Origin of the sequence: Psychromonas sp. SR45-3, from assembly GCF_014163575.1 — a bacterium.
In the GTDB taxonomy this organism is placed as follows: domain Bacteria; phylum Pseudomonadota; class Gammaproteobacteria; order Enterobacterales; family Psychromonadaceae; genus Psychromonas; species Psychromonas arctica.
This window is the reverse complement of record NZ_JACJDP010000030.1, coordinates 1-19344: the sequence shown is the minus strand read 5'-3', so window position 1 is coordinate 19344 and position 19344 is coordinate 1. Positions and strand designations below refer to the sequence as shown.

Genomic DNA, 19344 nt, shown 5'->3' with positions numbered 1-19344 from the left:
CATTCACTAAAACAGAGTGATTACCTTACATGCTCAGTTATTTCAGCGCTACAGAAGCTTTTAATGATGGATTTTTAATCACTAAAAGAATGCCGCTCAAAATCATCATGCTTGATATAACAAACACTAATGACACGGATTCACCGAGGAAGATAAAGCCTGCAACAGCGGCTAATACAGGGACTAGTAATTGCACAACGGCTGCAACGTTATGACGCAATGTTGTTAATGCTTGATACCACAATAAGTAACCTAATGCAGAAGCAAATACACCAGATAAAATGGCGTATAACACACCATCCATGGTTAACTGGGTAGTCTCAATATTAACAAGTGCAAAAATGAATAGAAACGGTAAAGTACGGAAAAAGTTAAAAATGGTATCAGCACTGGGATCAGTACTTTTTTTACCCGCTAACGTATAGAAGGCCCAACTTATACCTGATATACACATCAATACAAATGCAATTAAAGAAGGGCTGGACATTTGTGGTGCTAATAAATAAATAAAACCAGCAACAGCTAGCATTAACCCCAATAACTCCGCTCGACTTAGTAGATGCCCTTTAAATAGGCGCGTTACTAACATGGTAACTTGTACTGTAGCAAATAGTACTAAGGCCCCTGTTGCGGTATCTAACTGAATATAGGCGTATGAAAATGTTAGGGCATAAACAAACAACCAAATAGCATTGATCCAACTACCTTTACTTTTTTTAGTAGCAGTTCCCTTCTCTGGCACTTTTTTTAAATCAATAAAAAAATGCTTAACAGCAAGAAAAATAGCTAAGAAAATACAACCAGAAAACAATCGGATCACAGTAAAGCTACCTGCATCGATTTGGTTATCACCTAGTGCTAATCGACAAAAAACGGAATTAGCAGCAAAGGCTAATAATGCTAACGTGGTTAAAACAAAAGTATTATTAAACATAACAAGCTTATTCCCATGCAATATAAAAATAAAGCCTGCGTAAAACAGGCTTTAAGAGTAGTTTTGTAATCGTTTTGGATTAACTCATACTATTTCATTGATTAAATTAATTTAACGATTAATGGCTAACTTACGCCGTTTAATAATCTCAAACACTCAGCTTTAAGCAACGATAAGTGCACTCACTAAACCAATCAAACCACCGAATACACCACCCCACACAACTAACCAACCTAAGTGTTTTTTGATCATAGCTTGAATGATCTCTTTCACTAATTGTGGTGTCAGCTCATTTAGGCGCTGTTCTATTATTTTTTCTATTTTAGCTAAAATATCCTGCATCATATCCGGTTGTTCAATTTCACTTTTTAATAACTCAATAAATGCATCATCTTTTGTGAGATCAATAATGGATGTTTTCATGTGTTTAATAAAAGGTTCTCTGAGTGGAGTGAGTGCGTCTTCACCACCAAACATATCTAACATAGCACCAAATGAGGAGTTCATAATCACTTTTATTAAACCATCATAGGTCGGATTTAAATCAACTTTTTCGATCACGGGTTGTAGATTTAATTGTGCAGGTGAAAAACTACCAGCAGATAAAAAACGATCCACATTTTCTGCAGTAAAGAATTGCGTCATCATTAAATTTCTAATACCTGACTTAAATTCTTCAAAGTGAGCGGGCACAACACCTGAGCCATATAGGAATGGGACTTTTTCAAACAACATAAATACAGCAAGCCAGTTGGTTAAGGCCCCCGATAGTGCAAACAGTCCGACCATAATTAATATAGCTGCAATTTCAGTGTCACCCATTACAAACCCTAAGCCTAAGATTAAGGCTGCAATCAGGTTAGTGGCTAAACTCTTGTTCATCTTTACTCCTTGTTTTATACCAATCTAAGTAATCATCTAGTCATTTATGCTTGTTAAAATGAATCCTAGCTTCGTTGTTGATTCTGTAATGAGAACAACTAGTTACTACAATCAACGCCTTGCTATCATCCTTTTCCCCTAACGTCTAAAGACCACTTATTTATCCAGATTGGTATTAGTTATTTTTATGATTGATATTTTTAAGGTTTTTGTATTTGCTTTTATCACGATTAAATCGATTAAAGATTAATTTAAACCGGCATTCTTTTAAGCAATAAGGTAATTATCCATTTTTTATCGAAAAAAAATCCAGTTATAAATAACTGGATTTTATTCTCATTACACATAATAACTGTAATTATTTTGAGATTTCTTCACGTAACTTTAAGCTACGAAGTGCTTTATCTAACACACCGTTAACAAATTTATATGACTCATCGGTTGCAAAATCTTTTGCTAATTCAATCGCTTCATTTAGTACCACTTTAGGCGGTACATCAGTGCGGTAAGTTAACTCAAACATCGCTAAACGTAATACGGCAATATCAACCATATCAACATCGTCAATTTTACGAGATAGGTACGGAGAAAGTTTTTCATCTAATGACTCAACTCTCTGCACTACACCGATTAACAATTCTTTAAAGTAAGGAACGTCAGCTTTTGACATATCTTGGTCAACAGAGAATTGTTCAATAATTTGTGACACACCTGTTTGCGTGATTTGCCATTGATAAATAGCTTGCACAGCAAACTGACGAGCACGACGACGTTCAGCAGGTTTCATTTTCATTATCCTAATTCCGCCATCACGTTAACCATTTCTAATGCGCTTAAAGCAGCTTCACTACCTTTGTTACCCATTTTAGTTCCAGCACGTTCAATTGCTTGATCAATTGAGTCCGTTGATAAAACGCCAAATGCAACAGGGATATCGTTATCTAACGATACACTTGCTAAGCCTTTATTACATTCGTTAACCACTAATTCAAAGTGCGGTGTACCACCACGGATAACACAACCCAATGCAACAATAGCATCAAACTTTTTAGATGTAGCTGCACGTTTAGCTACTAATGGCAGCTCAACAGCACCCGGTACTCGAATCACCGTGATATTTTCATCAGCAACTTGACCTGTACGTTTAAGGGTATCAACTGCACCAGCAAGTAACTGCTCATTAATAAAGCTGTTAAAGCGAGAGATTACGATTGCAATTTTAGCTTGTGGAGCGGCTAAGCCACCTTCAATTATTTTCATTTTCTACCCTTATTACAAAATTTTTGTGCATTCTAACACAGTTTATTTCTATACTGACACTGTTTATTCGGTGATGTATTCAACCACTTCTAGCCCAAAACCAGATAATGCATGGTACTTTTTCTGTGAACTAAACAATGCCATTTTTTGTACGCCTAAATCACGCAAAATTTGCGAACCAACACCGACACGACGGCTTGCACCTTGTGCTTTAGCAGCAATACGTTCACCGGCATCTTCTTGCTGAATATTTTTGATTTGTTCGACCAATGATTCTGCCGTTTCTTGGTGTCCTAACATAACTAATACACCGCCATCTTTGGCTAAACGTGCCAAAGCACTATGCAGTGGCCAAGTGCGCGGACTTAAACGATCAGAAAAAAAGTTATCAGCAAATGTATTTTGTAAATGAACACGCACATTAGTGATTGCATCGCTTTTTACTTCACCATTAACCAGCGCAAAATGCACTTGTTTGTCGATAGTATCTTGATAAGCGACTAAATCAAATTCACCAAACTCAGTCGGTAACTTGCACTCACTAACACGTTCAATCGTGGTTTCATTGTTGTTACGGTATTCAATTAAATCAGCAACTGTGCCTAGCTTAATATTATGTTGCTTAGCAAACACTTCCAAGTCAGCACGACGCGCCATGCTGCCATCTTCATTTAAGATTTCAACAATAACGCCAGCAGGTTCACGACCAGCAAGACGCGCTAAATCACAACCGGCTTCAGTATGACCCGCACGAGTTAGAACACCACCTTCTTGTGCTTTAAGTGGAAAAATATGACCTGGCATTACGATATCTGTCGGTTTTGCATCTTTACCAATCGCGGCTAATACAGTCACTGCACGATCTGCAGCTGAAATACCCGTTGTAACACCCTCTGCAGCTTCAATGGAAACAGTAAAGTTAGTTGAAAATGCTGCCGTATTATCTTCTACCATTAATGGTAACTTTAATTTTTCACAGCGAGCTTCTGTCAGTGTTAAGCAAATCAAGCCTCGACCATACTTTGCCATGAAGTTAATTGCTTCTGGCGTTACTAAGTCCGCAGCCATGATCAAATCACCTTCATTCTCACGGTCTTCGTCATCCATTAAAATAACCATTTTTCCTAAGCGAATATCTTCAATGATTTCTGCTGTAGTATTTAACTTCATTTTTATTCCTTAAACCTTGTGAATTACCCCATGAAACCGCTTTTTGCTAGCAGATCCATTGTCGACTGTTGTTTTTTATTTGTGTCAGCGGCATGTTTACCTAATACCAAACGCTCTAGATAACGAGCGATCACATCCACTTCTAAATTAACACGACTACCAACAACATAATGTTGCATCGTGGTTTGACTGATAGTATGAGGAATGATGGTTAATTTAAAACTAGCGCCATCGACATCATTCGTTGTAAGACTGATCCCATCAACGGTAATCGACCCTTTTTTAGCAATATATTTAGCTAAATCATCGGGTGCTTTGATCCAATATTCAACGGCATTACCTAATGGAGAAATAGACGTTATTTCGCCAACCCCATCAACATGGCCGCTAACAATATGACCACCAAAACGGTCATTCATTTGCATCGCTTTTTCGAGGTTGACCATAAATCCGGGTTGAATATTTGCAAAGCCACTTAATCGAATAGTTTCATGTGAGACATCCGCATCAAATGAGTTTTCACCTAAACGTGTTACGGTTAAACAAACACCATTATTGGAAATACTATCACCGAGTTTGACATCGTTCATCTCTAACTCGCCAGCATGCACTGTGATGGTCATATCTTTTTCATTATTTTTAATTGCAGTGATTTTGCCCACTGCTGCAATAATGCCTGTAAACATATTATTCTCGATGGTTAATCAGACGAATATCATTACCTATCTGCATCACAGAGTGTAATTTGAGGGTAATAATTTCGTTCATCGTGGAAAAGTTAGGTAAGTTTACTAAGTTTCTGCTTTGATCGCCCATTAATTTTGTCGCTTGATAGAGAATAAATTCATCAACCAACTCATTTTTGAACAATTCGCCAGCTAAAGTTGCACCAGCTTCCACCCATAGGTCGTTAATTTCATATTCGTTCAGCAAAATCATTAACGCATTAAGGTCGATACGCTGATGATTGTCTGCGCTACAAATAATTTGATCGACTTGCGCGACACAATTTTTGAATGCACTTGTATCTCGAGCTTGTAACGACACTAATAAAACTTTACCGGGTAAATCAAATAATTTTTCTTGTAATGTACATTGGTTATTAGAATCTAAAATAACACGTATTGGTTGGCGCAGATTAGCTTCACTCACTAATTCACTATCAAAAGCAGGGCTAGCTAAAAGTTCTTTATAACGCACATTTAAACTAGGGTCATCGGCTAGCACCGTATTTATACCTGTTAAAATAGCGCTTTGCTGTGCGCGATAATATTGGACATCTACTCTTGCGTCTGGGCCTGTTATCCATTGACTAAGGCCATTTTTTAATGCCGTTTTACCGTCTAAACTTGACGCCATTTTTACCGTTATTCTTGGGCGCTTATATTTCATTCGAGTAATGAAACCTAAATTTAACTGCTCAGCTTGTTTGGTTAACAACCCCACATCAACTTTAATCCCCGCTTCTTGTAATAAGGTAATACCTCGCCCTGTCACTTTAGGGTTTGGATCAACCATTGCGACTACAACACGTTTAACGCCCGCTTTAACTAATGCTAAAGCGCACGGAGGCGTTCTACCAAAATGCGAACAAGGCTCCAGAGTGACATAACATGTAGCACCAATAGATTGCTGTTTGGCAATCGCTAGCGCATTCACCTCTGCATGACCAGCCCCCGCTTTAAGATGGAAGCCCTCACCAACAATATTGCCTTCCTTAACAATTACACACCCTACATTTGGGTTAGGAGAAGTAGTAAATCGGCCTCGTTCAGCAAGTACGATGGCACGTTGCATGTATTTTTCATCAAGCTCTGTAAATAGCATTTTATTAGTACTTTTATTGATTTAAATAATTAATTCATTGAAACATTTAACGTGCAGTATGATCGATAAACAGTCAATAACCTTAAACTTTATTGGCAATATTTATATTTTATTTAAGGCTTCTATTTATTATATTCATTTATTGGTATCTAATTTAGCAATCTCTTCACCAAATTCTTTAACGTCTTCAAAAGCGCGATATACAGAAGCAAAACGAATGTAAGCAACTTTATCTAAGCTTTTAAGTAAATCCATCACCAATTCACCCACCATTTTGGAAGGGATTTCGCGCTCGCCAGTTGCACGCAATGTTGATTTTAATTTATTCACCGCACTTTCTACCGCTTCAATACTAACCGGGCGTTTTTCTAGTGCGATATTAATGCCTACAAGCAGTTTTTCTTCATTAAAGGGTTCACGACTACCATCTGATTTAATTAAACGCGGCATGATAAGTTCTGCTAATTCAAAGGTAGTGAATCGTTCATTACACTCATTACATAAACGGCGGCGACGAACTTGAGAGCCTTCAGAAACAAGACGTGAATCAATAACTTTTGTATCTTGGGCATTACAAAAAGGACAAAACATAGTGTTTTTCTCTGTTCAATAAACGACGAAATGATAACTTAACGTATTTCGATCTCTGTAAAGATGAGTGCATTAAGCAAGCGCTCACATTAAGGCTTTAAATAGGTGCTTAAGTTAACATATTTATGCTCTACGATGGCAGTTTATAGAGACTATTTTATCTTAAAAAGTGATATCTATATGTTCTGACAGAGATCAACATGATGGCAGGTACTCATAAATTGTTCATTTAGACTGTACTCTATATGAGTTATTCATACGAATGTTAACGAGCTCTATAATTTACATCGTTTAGTTATCAAACAATAAGGAAGCACAATGACACAAAAAAATATGATCATCGGAGGGGGATGTTTCAGGTATCTTGAAACAGCTTTTAACCAAGTAAAAGGTGTTACAAGTACTATTTCAGGACATACCGGAGGCCGAAAAGAAACCGCATATTAATCAACAACAGATATTTAATAAAGATAGATTAACAAGTGTTGAACCTCTTGATATTTTTATGCGGCATAGGATTATCATCAAAGATATTATTTAAAAATCCTGAGCAAGGTTATTGTATTGTGGTGGTTGCACCTAAGTTTCCAAAATTTAAAGCGCAACATGCGGAATCAAAAAACAATCACATAACCAACGCCACTAATACCATTAATTCAGCTAATAGCTGATCAATCTAGCTGGTTAAAATGCATCCCTTCAGTGTTAGAAATTTTGCAAAGAAAATAATCATTTGACCCAATTTTTGCGTTGAATTGATGTATTTTTCTGCATTAAATTTGACTAAACACATTAACAATGTTGACATAAACGTCTGATATATTTAACTTTATCAAGAAAAAAGGGTTAAATAGTTTACTCGCTATTTAACCCTTTTTTGCTTTCTTATTTTGAAAAGAACTGTTGATTAGGTGTTAATTAACATCACTGGGTGCAATAATGAATCCTTGATAACCCGTTGCTTGTAATTCACTGACTCTATCTAGCTGTTCGTAATCTTCAACTCCTGTAATGATCACATCCACACCTGAACCGAGCGCAGTGTTAATTACTGCTCGCGTTAATACAAGTCGCTGTGTCAACTCGCCAACATCCATTTCATTGCTCAAATCACAAGATAGAGATTGGTCTAGTTTTACATAATTTGGTTTGATATTTTGTAAGTAAGATAATGACGCCATCTCTCTTCCATAATGATCAATGCCAAGTTGAGCCCCCACTTCTTTAATTAGGTTAGCAAAATGAATACTTTGTTCAGGGTGATTTAAAATAGCATCTTCTTGGATCTCAAAATAAAAGCGGTTTTGATCAGGTTGTGCTTTCAAAAACCCTTTCAACCAACTATGAAATTGCAAATCAAGCACGCTGTCATGAGTAATGTTAATGGCTACTTTCTTATTGCTAGATTGCATGGTTGGGTTTTCTACAATGGCTTCAATTAATGATTTATCGAACTGACTGCCTAACTCTAACTGCTCGATGTAAGGCATAAATTTAGCGGCACGGATCTGTTTATTATCAATGGTGATAATACTGTAAATTTCATGATGCAAAATTTTATCGTTTGCAAATGAAATTGAAGGATGCCATTTAAATTTTAGTGACTTATTGGCAATTGCCTCTTTTAAATGAGTATGCCATTGCGTCAATGTCATATCTTGTTTAACCACACTCTCGTACCAGTGACTCACTTTTGATTCATTCAAAGCATGTTGCAGTGCATTATCTGCATTAGCTAATAATTCAGAAGCCGTTATATCATCAGTACGAATCGCACCACCAATAGCAAATTGGCCCTCACCATCATAATTTACATTTTGCATTGCTTCACTAATTAGTCGAGATACCTTTTGTAAATAGACGTTCAGTTGCGGTTGCGATGCTTTAGTGACTAAAAATACAAACTCTCGATTGGAGATACGAGCAATAAAGCTTGGACATACTGCAGGTAAAGTTTGTTGCATTTCTTTGGCTAAAATTTGGATAGTATTATCTCTAACTTGATACCCAAATTGATCGTAAATCGTTTCTAACCAATCTAACCTTGCGATTAATAAACCACCATAGCCAGGATCTTTGATCCAGCTTGCAAGTTGTGAATTAAGGTATAAACGATTTGGTAATTGCGAAACAGTATCGGTTAGTTTTCCTTTCTTTAAAGAGACCACTTCTTTATCTAACTGTGAAAACACTGCTTGTAATTGACCAGACATACTATTAATAGCTAATACAACCTCTTTAAGCTCTGTTGTTTCCGGGATTGCTAAATTAGACTGAAATTCTCGTTTTGCAATCAGTTTAGCTTGATCCGCGACACGATGTAATGGTGCAAGAATACGTTTTAAACGAAGATTTAAAATAATTAAAGAGACAAAAAATATAATAGCTAATGCGATTAAAGTATCGCACATTACTTTCCATAATTGGCTGTAACCAATTGCTGGATTTGCTTCTAAATTTAATGTTGCCAGTTGGATCCAACCATTAGTAATAACACTCTCTGTACTTTGTGACTCAAATAAATGTAAGTCTAAAAACCACTGTGGTACGCCGGCTACTTTGATTGGGTTTTCCCATACTTGTGTTTTACTTGTTTCTAACCAAGTCAGGCTTACTTTTTTATAAAATCCACCTTCAAAAATAACATTAATCACAGTTTCTGCAGAGGCAACATCCCCTGTTTCAAGGTGCGGCTTCAACATTAATGTAAGCGCATTCGTTGTATTATTTAAGTCCGACGCTATTTGGCTATCCATAAATGTTTTTGTTTGGGTAAACTGAAAATACGCCAAACTCGTTGCTACTAGTAAGAACAGCCCTAGTAATAATGAGTTTATCTGATTAAACAGTGTCATAAATAAGTTACTCCATTGATGTAACAGGTTGCTTTAATTGATTAAGTCCCATGCGATGATTTAAATCATTCCATCGTTTGAGTCTACTGGGTTTCCCTGCTACGCGGCCTTGTCTTTTTTCATTGTTTAACCATAACTGTTTACCGTTAAAGCTATACACAGGGATTAAATCTTGTCGCTCACTTGCTTTTTTTATACGTCCATCGATGTTATCTAAAATTAGTGGTTCCGCTGTTGGGTGTTTATAATAAGCCACAACCATATGGTATTGGTTAAGCGTTAAGGATTTAACCATCACTATGCGTAATTTATCGTCTGCAACACCCACAGCCAGTAAACTAAAATACTTTGCTAACGCAAAATCTTCACAATCTCCCGCATTGGCCCCTATAAACTCTACAGGTGTTGCCCAATAATTACTTTCACCCCACAATCTTTGATCTGTTGTAAACTGCAGTTGATTAAAAAAACGGTTAGTACTAATTAATTTTTGTTGTTCATTTTTATATTGCTTATTAAGGACTTTTAACCATGCAGAACCACGCTTTGCCGCACGATCTCCATAGTTTTTTTGCAATACAGAGATCAATTTTTTGGTATCAATATTTATTGGAATGCTTGCATATAGATAAGCACTACTCATATATACAAACAAGCCAATAAGGGATATTTTTTTTAATAAAGCACGTTTACTATGCATTTAGTTCGTAATTATTGCTCACGGTGATCAACGGTATAGATAGTCCATTTCATATCTACTATATCTGCTGCACCATCTACTTCAGCAACAATACGTCTATTTTGAGCATTCACATATTCATCATTACCTTCAAAAAGAAGCTGCTCAAATCCGAAGCCAATAGTGTCAATTCTATTTTCATCAACGGCATATTGATTAACTAATATTTGTTTAACTGCGTCAGCACGGTTTAAAGAGAGTTGCTTATTATATTGCTCAGTACCAACAATACTTGTGTGCCCTTCAATCATCACTGTAATCGAAGAATATTCTTTCATTAAATCTGCTAATGCTTTAATTTCTGCATAATATTTACCATCAACAAATGCAGAGTCATTGTCAAAATTTACCAACAATTTTATACGTACTTTTTCAAGGTTATCTGTACTACATCCGTCGTTATTAATTTCAGCTCCGAGTGCTGTAGCAGGGCATTTATCTCGAGCAGATATTATGCCATCTCCTTCTAGATCCGATAAATCATAAACTTGTACCGTAGGTTCAGGCGTCATTTCAATAATATTAGATGAACAGCCACTCGCTAATATAGCGGCAGCAAATAGACTAATTATTTTCATTGTATACACCTCCTTCAAATTGCTCTTCTCCTTGCCAAGTTGCAGGGCGAGTCACTCGCAACGAGTCTAATAATTTTCCCATTGAATGTAAGACACGATATTGTGCTGTTATTTCAGAAAATTCGGCTTCTAAAAAGTCACGTCTCGCTTGATATAATTCATTCTCGGTATCTAATAAGTCTAATAAACTACGTTGGCCTATTTTAAACTGTTCTTTATAATCTGCCTGTGTGTCTTTGGAAGCAATAACATGTAATTTGATGTATTTCTTTTGTAAATTTAATTGCTCAAATGCATCCCAAGATAAAATAAAACCTTCTTTTACTTCACGATGCGCGGTCATATTTAACGCTTTAGCTTCATTAATTTTGTATGCCGTTTCTTTTGTATAAGCGAGATCTTTACCGCCTGAGAACAAGTTATATTTAAAACGAAGCATCGCAGTGACATCATTATTATTACCACCCACGTCGCCGCTAGTGTAATTGCCATCAACACCATCAACGTTATCATTAAAATTAGCGTCAATTTCAAATGTAACTTCAGGGTAATAAGTTGATTTAGCACTATCGTATTGTGCATGAGCGGATTGTATATCGTTACTTGCAGCCCATACTGATGGATGATTTTTAAACGCCATTTTGAGGCCTTCATCACGAGTAGTTGGTAACATGCTGCGGTCTGGAAAAGGAATAACAAGATTTTCTGGTGTTTGATCAATGAGACGATAGAACTTGGTTTTACTGTCTAAATAATTATTTTTAGCAGCAATCAAATTTGATTGTGCTTTTGCTAAGCGTCCATTAATCTGAGATAAATCGGCCTTACTACTAAAACCAGATTCAGTACGCTCTTTAATTTGATCATAAATTTCAACGTGCGACTGTAAGTTTTTTTCTGATAAAGAAACCAACTCTTCAGACTGAATAAGCGCCAAGTAGACTTTAGCTATTTCTAATGCAATATCTTCAGCAATTGAATGCAAACGCCATTGTTCTGCACTCGTTGCATAACTTGTACGTTCTACTTCACTGCTGGTACGAAAACCGGTAAACAAGTTTTGTTTTAAACTCAAGCCCAATTCACGTCTAGTTAAGTTTTCTGGATCATCATTTGCGTCATTTCTGGTGCTTGGACTATCGGTATACTCGTAACCAATCCCACCAGTTAGATCAAGAGTCGGCAAATAACCTGCTTCCGCTTGATCAACTTGTTTCTCTGCCGCTTTAAATCGTGTAAACGCAGCTCTAATTTCAGGATGAGTATCTAAAGTATGAGCAACTGCTTGCTCTAATGATTGACTGTGTACTGACAAAGGTGACAATGCCAGAGAACTAAAAGCGATTAATACCGCTTTATTTGCTATTCTACGTTTTAATGGTTTCATTCTCTCTCCATGAGCGTTTTTAATATTCACGTAATGCCATCTCTTTTGCTCGTAATAATGGGTTTAACATATATTCAAGTACAGTACGTTTGCTTACCATTACGTCGACGCTTGTTAGCATTCCGGGAATAATCGGCATATCGTCCTTATCTTTACGATTCATACTTGATTCATTGGTTCTGATCCTAACAATATAAAAACTATTGCCTTCTTCATCTTGTGTAGTATCTGCACTGATATGTTCAACAACACCTTCAAGACCACCGTATCGGGTAAAATCATAGGCTGTAATTTTAACGCGAGCAGGTAAGCCAACATGAATAAATGCAATATCTTTAGGAATTATTTTAGCTTCTACTAGTAACTTATCTTCTGTTGGTACTATTTCTAAGAGTACCTGGCCAGGTTTAACTACACCACCTAGTGTATTGATATGCAAGGTTTTTACTGTACCAACAACGGGAGAAGTGATCAGAGCCTTAGTTACTTTATCTTTTACACCTACTTGTGCTTCTGTGATCCTAGAAAGTAATCCTTGTTTTTCATTTAATTGAGCTCGAGCATCTGTACGAAATGCAAACACTAGTTCACGTCTTTTTAAGATAGACTCTTCTAAGGCAGATTGTTGTCTTGGGATTTGTGCTCGTAATGAATTAATTTCACCATTTAAATCATTAACGGTACGTTGTAATTTTAAGTACTCGACTTCAGGTACAATATTTTTTTCAGCTAAAGGCCGAGTTAAACGCATTTCTCTATTTGCTAATCGTAAACTACTTCTTAATGTACTGACCTTAGATTCTATTTCTTTAATTTCTTGTTGACGTTGTTTAATTTGTTGGGCTTGGATTGCAACTTGGTTTTCTAAGCTGTTTAAACGTCCAATATATTCATCTTGCTGCCGTTCAACTAGCGTAGCCGCTGTTGTTTGAAGATCTTCAGGGAACTGTAATATTTTTTGTTCTATTTTTATTTGTAATTTCCAATCCTTTACATTGGCTATCAAGATGCTGCTTAATTCCGATCTTAAACGAATAATATCAGCTCTAAGTGCATCAACTTCTTGAGTTTGTTGTGCCATATCTGAGCGGAATCTAGTGTCATCAATACGTGCTAAAGGCTGACCTTTAGTGACTAACATTCCTTCTTTTACGTATAAATCTTGTAAAATACCACCATCTAAACTTTGAATTATTTGTACTTGTGAAGAAGGAACAACCTTACCTTCCCCGCGAGTCACTCGATCTAATTTTGCATAATAAGCCCACACAAAAAAGCACACGAATAAAGCTGCTAAAGCCCACACAGTTAAGCGCTGTGCAGTCGGTGTTTGAGTTATCATCGCACCATAAACATCGTCGGCCATTTCTAAATCATGTTTGGAAATTTTCATGATTTAACTCCTCCAGTACTGCTAAGGTTACCTGAAGCAAGTTTCTCTAAAATAATATCTTTTGCATCATTCGCGACTATTTTTCCATTCTCTAATACAATAATCCGATCAACCAACTGTAATAGATGCATCTTGTGAGTGATCAGCAGCAAGCTACGATTTTTTATGGTTTGTTTCATTGAACTAATGAACTGTTTTTCAGCACGAGCATCTAAACTTGCTGTAGGTTCATCAAGTAACAAAATTTGAGGATCATTCAAAATAGCCCGTGCTAATGCAACAGCCTGACGCTGACCTCTAGATAACGTTATCCCCCCTTCACCAACTTGTAAATCCAAACCTTCAGAAGCAAAATCCGTAAATAGTGTCACGCCCGATAATTGAGCAGCACGTAATAATTGATACTCAGTAACTTGACGAGTACCGAACAGAATATTGTCTTTAATAGAACCATGGAAAAGGGTTATATCTTGAGGCAAGTAACCTATATTGCTGCGTAAATCACTGGGATGAATTTGCCCTTGGTGTAAACCATCGTAGCGAATGCTACCTAAGACAGGTTTATAAAGACCTAAAATTAATTTAGCTAATGTGGTTTTACCAGAACCATTACGGCCTATAATTGCAATTTTTTCACCGGGCTTAATGTGCAAAGAAAAAGGGTACAAGGCTGTTTTTTCATTATTCGGATAATGGAATGATACCTGCTCACATTCAATATTCCCCTGTAACTTGTTGCGGCTTACTAAGTGCCCTTTATTCTCAAACTCCCCTTCTTGCTCCATAACACTATTGATTTGACGTAAAGAACTCATCGTTTGATTATAACGTGTCATTAACGAAGCAATTTTAGCCATCGGCCCGATCGCTCGGCTAGACAACATCACCGCCGCAATAATTGCCCCCATAGAGATCAGACCTTCAGATACTCGATAAACGCCTAATACCATCACCGCAACGACGGAAATTTGAACAATGAAACTTGATACATTAGCCACCGAATTAGTAATCACTTTTACTTTTAATTGCCACTTTGAAGTATGGCCAACCATTTGTTGCCATGTATGTTGAATAATACCTTCAGCACCATTTGCTTTGATTGACTCCATAGAAGACAAACTTTCTACTAAATGACCATGTCGTAGACCTGAAAATTTATTACTTTCTTCAATCGCTACTTTTAATTTACTTTGCACAATCAGGCTATAACTAATAATTAATACAGTCGCAATGACTGCGAAAATAGCCAAGTCTCCAGAAACCAACCAAATGATAAAGATAAAGAAAATAGAAAAAGGTAAATCAACTAATGCGGTAATGGTTGCTGAAGATAAAAAATCACGAATACTATCAAACTCACCCAGTTGACGAGCCATGCCACCCACACTTGAAGATCTTTTTTCTAGAGGGATACCAATTGCTTTAGCAAACAGTTTCGATGATATTTCTACATCGACTTTTTTACCTGCTACGTCAATGAGGTAGGCTCGAATTTGCTTTAATATAAGATCAAATATATAAGCGACACCTGCTCCGATGGCTAATACCCATAACGTTTCAAAAGCAAGATTAGGCACTACTTTGTCATACACATTCATCACCAATAGTGGTGACAACAGTGCAAATATATTAATTAAAATAGATGCAACAATCACATCTCGGTAAATCGGTGCAGACTCACGGATACTATTCCAAAGCCAATGCTTTTTAGTGTCGTGGATATGAACATCAAAATGACGATCGCCATGATATTTTTGTTTAATTAAGAAGAGATAACCTACGTATTCAGCTTCTAATGCTGCAATGGTTAACAGTTCTTCGCCGCCCGTTTCAGGAAATGAAACACGCGCTTTATCAGCGGTGATATCAATTTCATGTAAAATACAGGCCTGTTTATTTTTGAGCATCAAAATACAAGGCAGCAACATATCAGGAATAGCAGATAAACTCCTACGATCCATTTTTGCACTCAACCCAGCTCGGCTCGCTGCTTGAGGAAGTAGCTCAGGAGTAAGATGTTGGTGAGTTAACGGTAAACCTGCCGCTAATGATTCTGCTGAACAGGGCGTTGAAAAATGCTCACTTAATAGAACTAAGCAATCTAATAATGGATCGTGTCCAATACGAGTTGAGCTATTTATTTCCCACTGTCCTGACTGAGGCTTTGTTTGCTTCAATGTTGACCCTTTATTATAAATGGTCAAAATAACACTCCTTTATGAGCATTATGATGACTATTTATATTTGCATAGTATGAAAGAATATTAACGTTTTTATAAGCATTTATCTATTTAAAAACATGACCTTAAAAACGTTATCTAAATAGTTAATTAAAAAACCTAATAACAATTTAAACAAGATAACGTTAAATAAAATATCACTTAAAAACAATTAATTATACATATTCCACTTAAACAATTTCATCATCTAATGGTGAGGATGTATTTTCAACAATCGTGTCTCCAATAATCAAAGCACCATCGTTTAACAGATTATTAATAACAATTTCTTTATCTGTATCGGATACGTTACCTAGAGAATCAAGACCACCAGTATCAATACCTTCCAATTGTGTATCTTCTAATACAATTTTCTGTGTAGGAGAGTCTCCACCTTCTTTATATGTTGTAATTGTTGTATCTTTTCCGTCAAAACTGAAGTCTAAATAATCTCCAAGGGTATTTTCTGATTCCCCCTGTAGCAGATCACTTAGGTCTAGTTTATCTTCATTAATATTAAAGTCTGTTATCGTATCAGTGCCGTAAGTATCACTAGCAGTCCAAACAAACGTATCATTACCATCACCACCGGCTAATATATCATTGCCTGTACCACCAATGAGGAGGTCGCCACCTGCTCCGCCATAAAGCTCATCACGCCCATTGTCTCCGCCGAACAATACATCGTCTCCATCGCCTCCGTACAATTGGTCATTGTTGTCACCACCTTTTAGAATGTCATGACCAGTATCACCTTCTAATAAATCATTACCCGTTCCACCAAGTAATTCATCATTACCAGCTCCACCGCTGAGTTGATCATTTTCATCATTACCCTCTAAGGTATCGTTGCCAGTTCCACCGAAAAGTTGATCCCTCCCAGATCCACCAAATAAGAAATCATCTCCACCTTCACCATGTAGTGTATCTTGATTACTTAGGCCAGAAATATGATCATCTCCACTGCCGCCAATAAGTGTATTTTGTTTCCAATCACCGATAAGAGTTTGGTTGTCATCTGCAGGCTCAACGGCTACTGAAGAAGCCTGAACACTTGTAACTGGTTGCCCGCTAACTGCTTCTGCTTCATAAACTAACCCTTCGATTAAACCTGAAGCTTGATTATGCACAACACTAACATTAGCTGTCGCTTCGTTGGAAACAATTCCATTTTCGTCGATAATTGTATAAGTGAATGAATCTGCTCCAGTATAATTAGTGTTAGGTGTATATATAACATTGCCATTTTCAATGGCTACCAAACCATACGTAGCTGCCCCAACTGAGTGAATAGTAATACCTTCACCGATATCATTTGATAACAAATCCAGTGTAATTGAAGTGTTTATTTCCGTACTTGACTCATCTATAGCATGAGAAAGATTTTCAGAAATCCAAATATTATCTCCAAAAATGGAGTTGGTTCCATTACCACTAATAACCTGACTTAAGTCTAATTCAAGAACATAATCACCACCTTGATCCCAGTAAATAATATCCACTGAGTGTAATCCAGCTGCTAATGTAATCTCTTGAGTGGTATTTCTTGGTCCAGTATTTCCATCAAAAGCAATTGCCTCATTACCATCGACTATAACTTGAAAACCATCATCATGCCTTACAGTAAACTGGTAAACGCCAGCAGTTTCTACATCTAAATTACCACTTAATTTTATGATACCTGCACTTGCCCCTTCTGTTGAGCCACCATCTACAGCGACTATAGATGAACTATCACTGCCTAAGAAGTTAGTTAAATGAGACGGTATGCCAGATGCATCAACATCATCGGCTAAATCTCCGCTAAATTTGCGGTAGTTCATTTCAGTAGAAACAAAAGTTACCTCAGCAGCTTGCTCAGCGGTATAATTATTAACAGTTGCAATATTTTTAAGCTGTCCACCTTCAGCACGCTCGTTATAGCCCCAGTATTCACCAGAAAGGCCTTTTATGATTATACCCGAATCATCTACTTTGAAGGCATTGTCATTAACAGAAAGAGGTTCATCAACCCCATTAATAGTTATAACAATATCCTGTGTTGTACCATTCAAATTAACAGTATGAGTCTCAGTGATTGTTTCATTCGAATCTAACGCTTGAATCTCGCTGTTTGTATTATCAACTTCATAATTCCAAGTACCATCTGGATTAATGGTTAAAAGACCTAGTTGAGCAGTTCCAGTTGTATTAGTAAGATTAACCTGAGGGTCAAAATTTTCACTATCAATGGTATCAACGTCACTAAAGGTTAATTTACCCGACGTCGTTAATTTACCGTTAATATCATTGTCTTCAGTGATCTCTCCAATGGCACTATCTCCAGCACCTGCATTTACAATGATTTCAGTTGGATCTTCAGCCCCAAATATTGTTATTGGGACTTCCGTTGTGACCCCATTAATAGAAACCGTATAAATTTCAGTAATATTTTGACCTATATCTAAATATTGTGCAGCTTCATTATTTAAAACATATTCCCATTGAAATTGACCAGGATTACTAGCGGTTGGAGTAGGAGTTAAAGTGAAATTGCCTATAGCATTACTTCCGCCAGTAGAACTCGTGAATTCAGAAGTTGGTTGATATGTATCTAACTCTGAATAATCAGGATCGCTAAATATAAAAGTCCCCTGTGCGCTTTGAAGACTTCCCCCATCTTCCAAAACTCTCCCTTCAGCTGAATTAGAGCCTGCAACTTGAATAATAGTAGGATCATCTTGTGGAGTTATCGTTACATTAACCGTTCCTTCCTGCCCTTCAGCATTGGTATAAGTAAAGCTATCTGTCCCATTAAAATTAGCATTCGGCGTGTAAATCACTTCTCCATCATTGTTGAACACAACTGTTCCATTACTCGGCTCAGAAACGGAAACGATTGGTGATTTGATTCCATCTACATCGCTATCTGTATCATTTGCTAACACATCTATCACAACAGACATGTCTTCATCGGTTACCGCGCTATCATTATTTACTACAGTCTCATCGTCATTAGTTAAAATGACACTTGGATCTGCTGAGACGGACTCGCCGCTCACATCCTGATCACTCGGGGTTAACGTAAATGCCGGTAACTCTTCACCACGGTTGGCTAAGTCAGCTCCCGCTGCGGTTAACACGATCGTGCCATCAACAATGGCATAGTTTTCACTATCGGCGTCGCTTAACGCCACCGTTACGGTGTCACCGTCTTCATCGTTCGTTTCAAACGTCGCGACCACCAAGCCTGCCACGGTTTCTGCGGCATCTTCGGTCACGTTGATCACGGAGGTGATCTCAACCGTGGGCGCATCGTTAACCGTATTCACCACCGGAGTGGCCGAATCCGTTTCACCATTAATTGTGCCGTCGTTCGGTGTTAACGTAAATTCAGGTAAGGCGGCTCCGCTGTTAACCAGCGCCGCGCCCGCTGCTGTTAAGAGAACCTCATTGCCCACGACCTGGTAGTTGATGATGTCATCCACCGTGACCGTGACATCATTACCATCTTCATCAGAGGTGTTAAA

16 protein-coding genes are annotated in these 19344 nt (G+C 37.3%); 1 reads left to right on the top strand and 15 read right to left on the bottom strand.

Going from position 1 to position 19344, the window contains the following annotated elements; all coding sequences use genetic code 11:
* Positions 1–37: 37 nt before the first annotated feature.
* The 8 genes from H5084_RS14425 to nrdR all read right to left on the bottom strand — a co-directional run bounded on the left by H5084_RS14425 (position 38) and on the right by nrdR (position 6664).
* Positions 38–934: a DMT family transporter gene (locus H5084_RS14425; protein WP_182691030.1), complete on the bottom strand. Its 897-nt coding sequence runs from the start codon at positions 932–934 to the stop codon at positions 38–40.
* 162 nt (positions 935–1096) lie between these two features.
* Entirely contained in the window at positions 1097–1816 is a 720-nt protein-coding gene (locus H5084_RS14420) for a DUF445 family protein (protein ID WP_028869529.1), read from the bottom strand.
* A gap of 358 nt (positions 1817–2174) precedes the next feature.
* Positions 2175–2603: a transcription antitermination factor NusB gene (gene nusB, locus H5084_RS14415; protein ID WP_028869528.1), complete on the bottom strand. Its 429-nt coding sequence runs from the start codon at positions 2601–2603 to the stop codon at positions 2175–2177.
* A 5-nt stretch (positions 2604–2608) separates the two neighbouring features.
* Positions 2609–3076: a 6,7-dimethyl-8-ribityllumazine synthase gene (gene ribE, locus H5084_RS14410; RefSeq protein WP_028869527.1), complete on the bottom strand. Its 468-nt coding sequence runs from the start codon at positions 3074–3076 to the stop codon at positions 2609–2611.
* 63 nt (positions 3077–3139) lie between these two features.
* The gene (gene ribBA / locus H5084_RS14405) at positions 3140–4246 is read right to left on the bottom strand and encodes a bifunctional 3,4-dihydroxy-2-butanone-4-phosphate synthase/GTP cyclohydrolase II (protein ID WP_182691028.1); all 1107 of its coding nucleotides are present in this window, start codon (positions 4244–4246) and stop codon (positions 3140–3142) included.
* Between the two features lie 23 nt (positions 4247–4269).
* Positions 4270–4932: a riboflavin synthase gene (locus tag H5084_RS14400; RefSeq protein ID WP_182691026.1), complete on the bottom strand. Its 663-nt coding sequence runs from the start codon at positions 4930–4932 to the stop codon at positions 4270–4272.
* A 1-nt stretch (position 4933) separates the two neighbouring features.
* Entirely contained in the window at positions 4934–6073 is a 1140-nt protein-coding gene (gene ribD / locus H5084_RS14395) for a bifunctional diaminohydroxyphosphoribosylaminopyrimidine deaminase/5-amino-6-(5-phosphoribosylamino)uracil reductase RibD (protein ID WP_182691024.1), read from the bottom strand.
* A gap of 135 nt (positions 6074–6208) precedes the next feature.
* Entirely contained in the window at positions 6209–6664 is a 456-nt protein-coding gene (nrdR, locus tag H5084_RS14390; RefSeq protein WP_028869523.1) for a transcriptional regulator NrdR, read from the bottom strand.
* Between the two features lie 318 nt (positions 6665–6982).
* Between nrdR and H5084_RS14385 the strand changes: the two genes are divergently transcribed.
* Positions 6983–7111, top strand: coding sequence for a peptide-methionine (S)-S-oxide reductase (locus H5084_RS14385; protein ID WP_182691022.1), 129 nt, complete (start codon positions 6983–6985; stop codon positions 7109–7111).
* 467 nt (positions 7112–7578) lie between these two features.
* Here the strand turns inward: H5084_RS14385 and H5084_RS14380 are convergent, their stop codons facing one another.
* The 7 genes from H5084_RS14380 to H5084_RS14350 all read right to left on the bottom strand — a co-directional run.
* Positions 7579–9519 carry an EAL domain-containing protein gene (locus H5084_RS14380; protein WP_182691020.1) on the bottom strand — a complete coding sequence of 647 codons (1941 nt, stop codon included), beginning with the start codon at positions 9517–9519 and terminating at the stop codon, positions 7579–7581.
* 7 nt (positions 9520–9526) lie between these two features.
* Positions 9527–10219 (bottom strand): transglutaminase-like cysteine peptidase, encoded by a 693-nt coding sequence (locus H5084_RS14375; protein ID WP_028869520.1) that lies wholly within the window; start codon positions 10217–10219, stop codon positions 9527–9529.
* A gap of 11 nt (positions 10220–10230) precedes the next feature.
* Entirely contained in the window at positions 10231–10836 is a 606-nt protein-coding gene (locus tag H5084_RS14370) for an OmpA family protein (protein ID WP_182691018.1), read from the bottom strand.
* On the bottom strand, positions 10823–12223 hold the full coding sequence (locus tag H5084_RS14365) for a TolC family outer membrane protein (RefSeq protein ID WP_028869518.1): 1401 nt from the start codon (positions 12221–12223) through the stop codon (positions 10823–10825). The genes H5084_RS14370 and H5084_RS14365 overlap by 14 nt, the downstream gene beginning before the upstream one ends.
* Positions 12224–12242: 19 nt before the next feature.
* Positions 12243–13616, bottom strand: coding sequence for an HlyD family type I secretion periplasmic adaptor subunit (locus tag H5084_RS14360; RefSeq protein ID WP_037071947.1), 1374 nt, complete (start codon positions 13614–13616; stop codon positions 12243–12245).
* Entirely contained in the window at positions 13613–15820 is a 2208-nt protein-coding gene (locus H5084_RS14355) for a type I secretion system permease/ATPase (protein ID WP_259396817.1), read from the bottom strand. Before H5084_RS14355 ends, H5084_RS14360 begins: the two co-directional genes overlap by 4 nt.
* A gap of 206 nt (positions 15821–16026) precedes the next feature.
* Positions 16027–19344: Ig-like domain-containing protein (locus tag H5084_RS14350; RefSeq protein WP_182691016.1), on the bottom strand; the 3318-nt coding region annotated here is incomplete at its 5' end.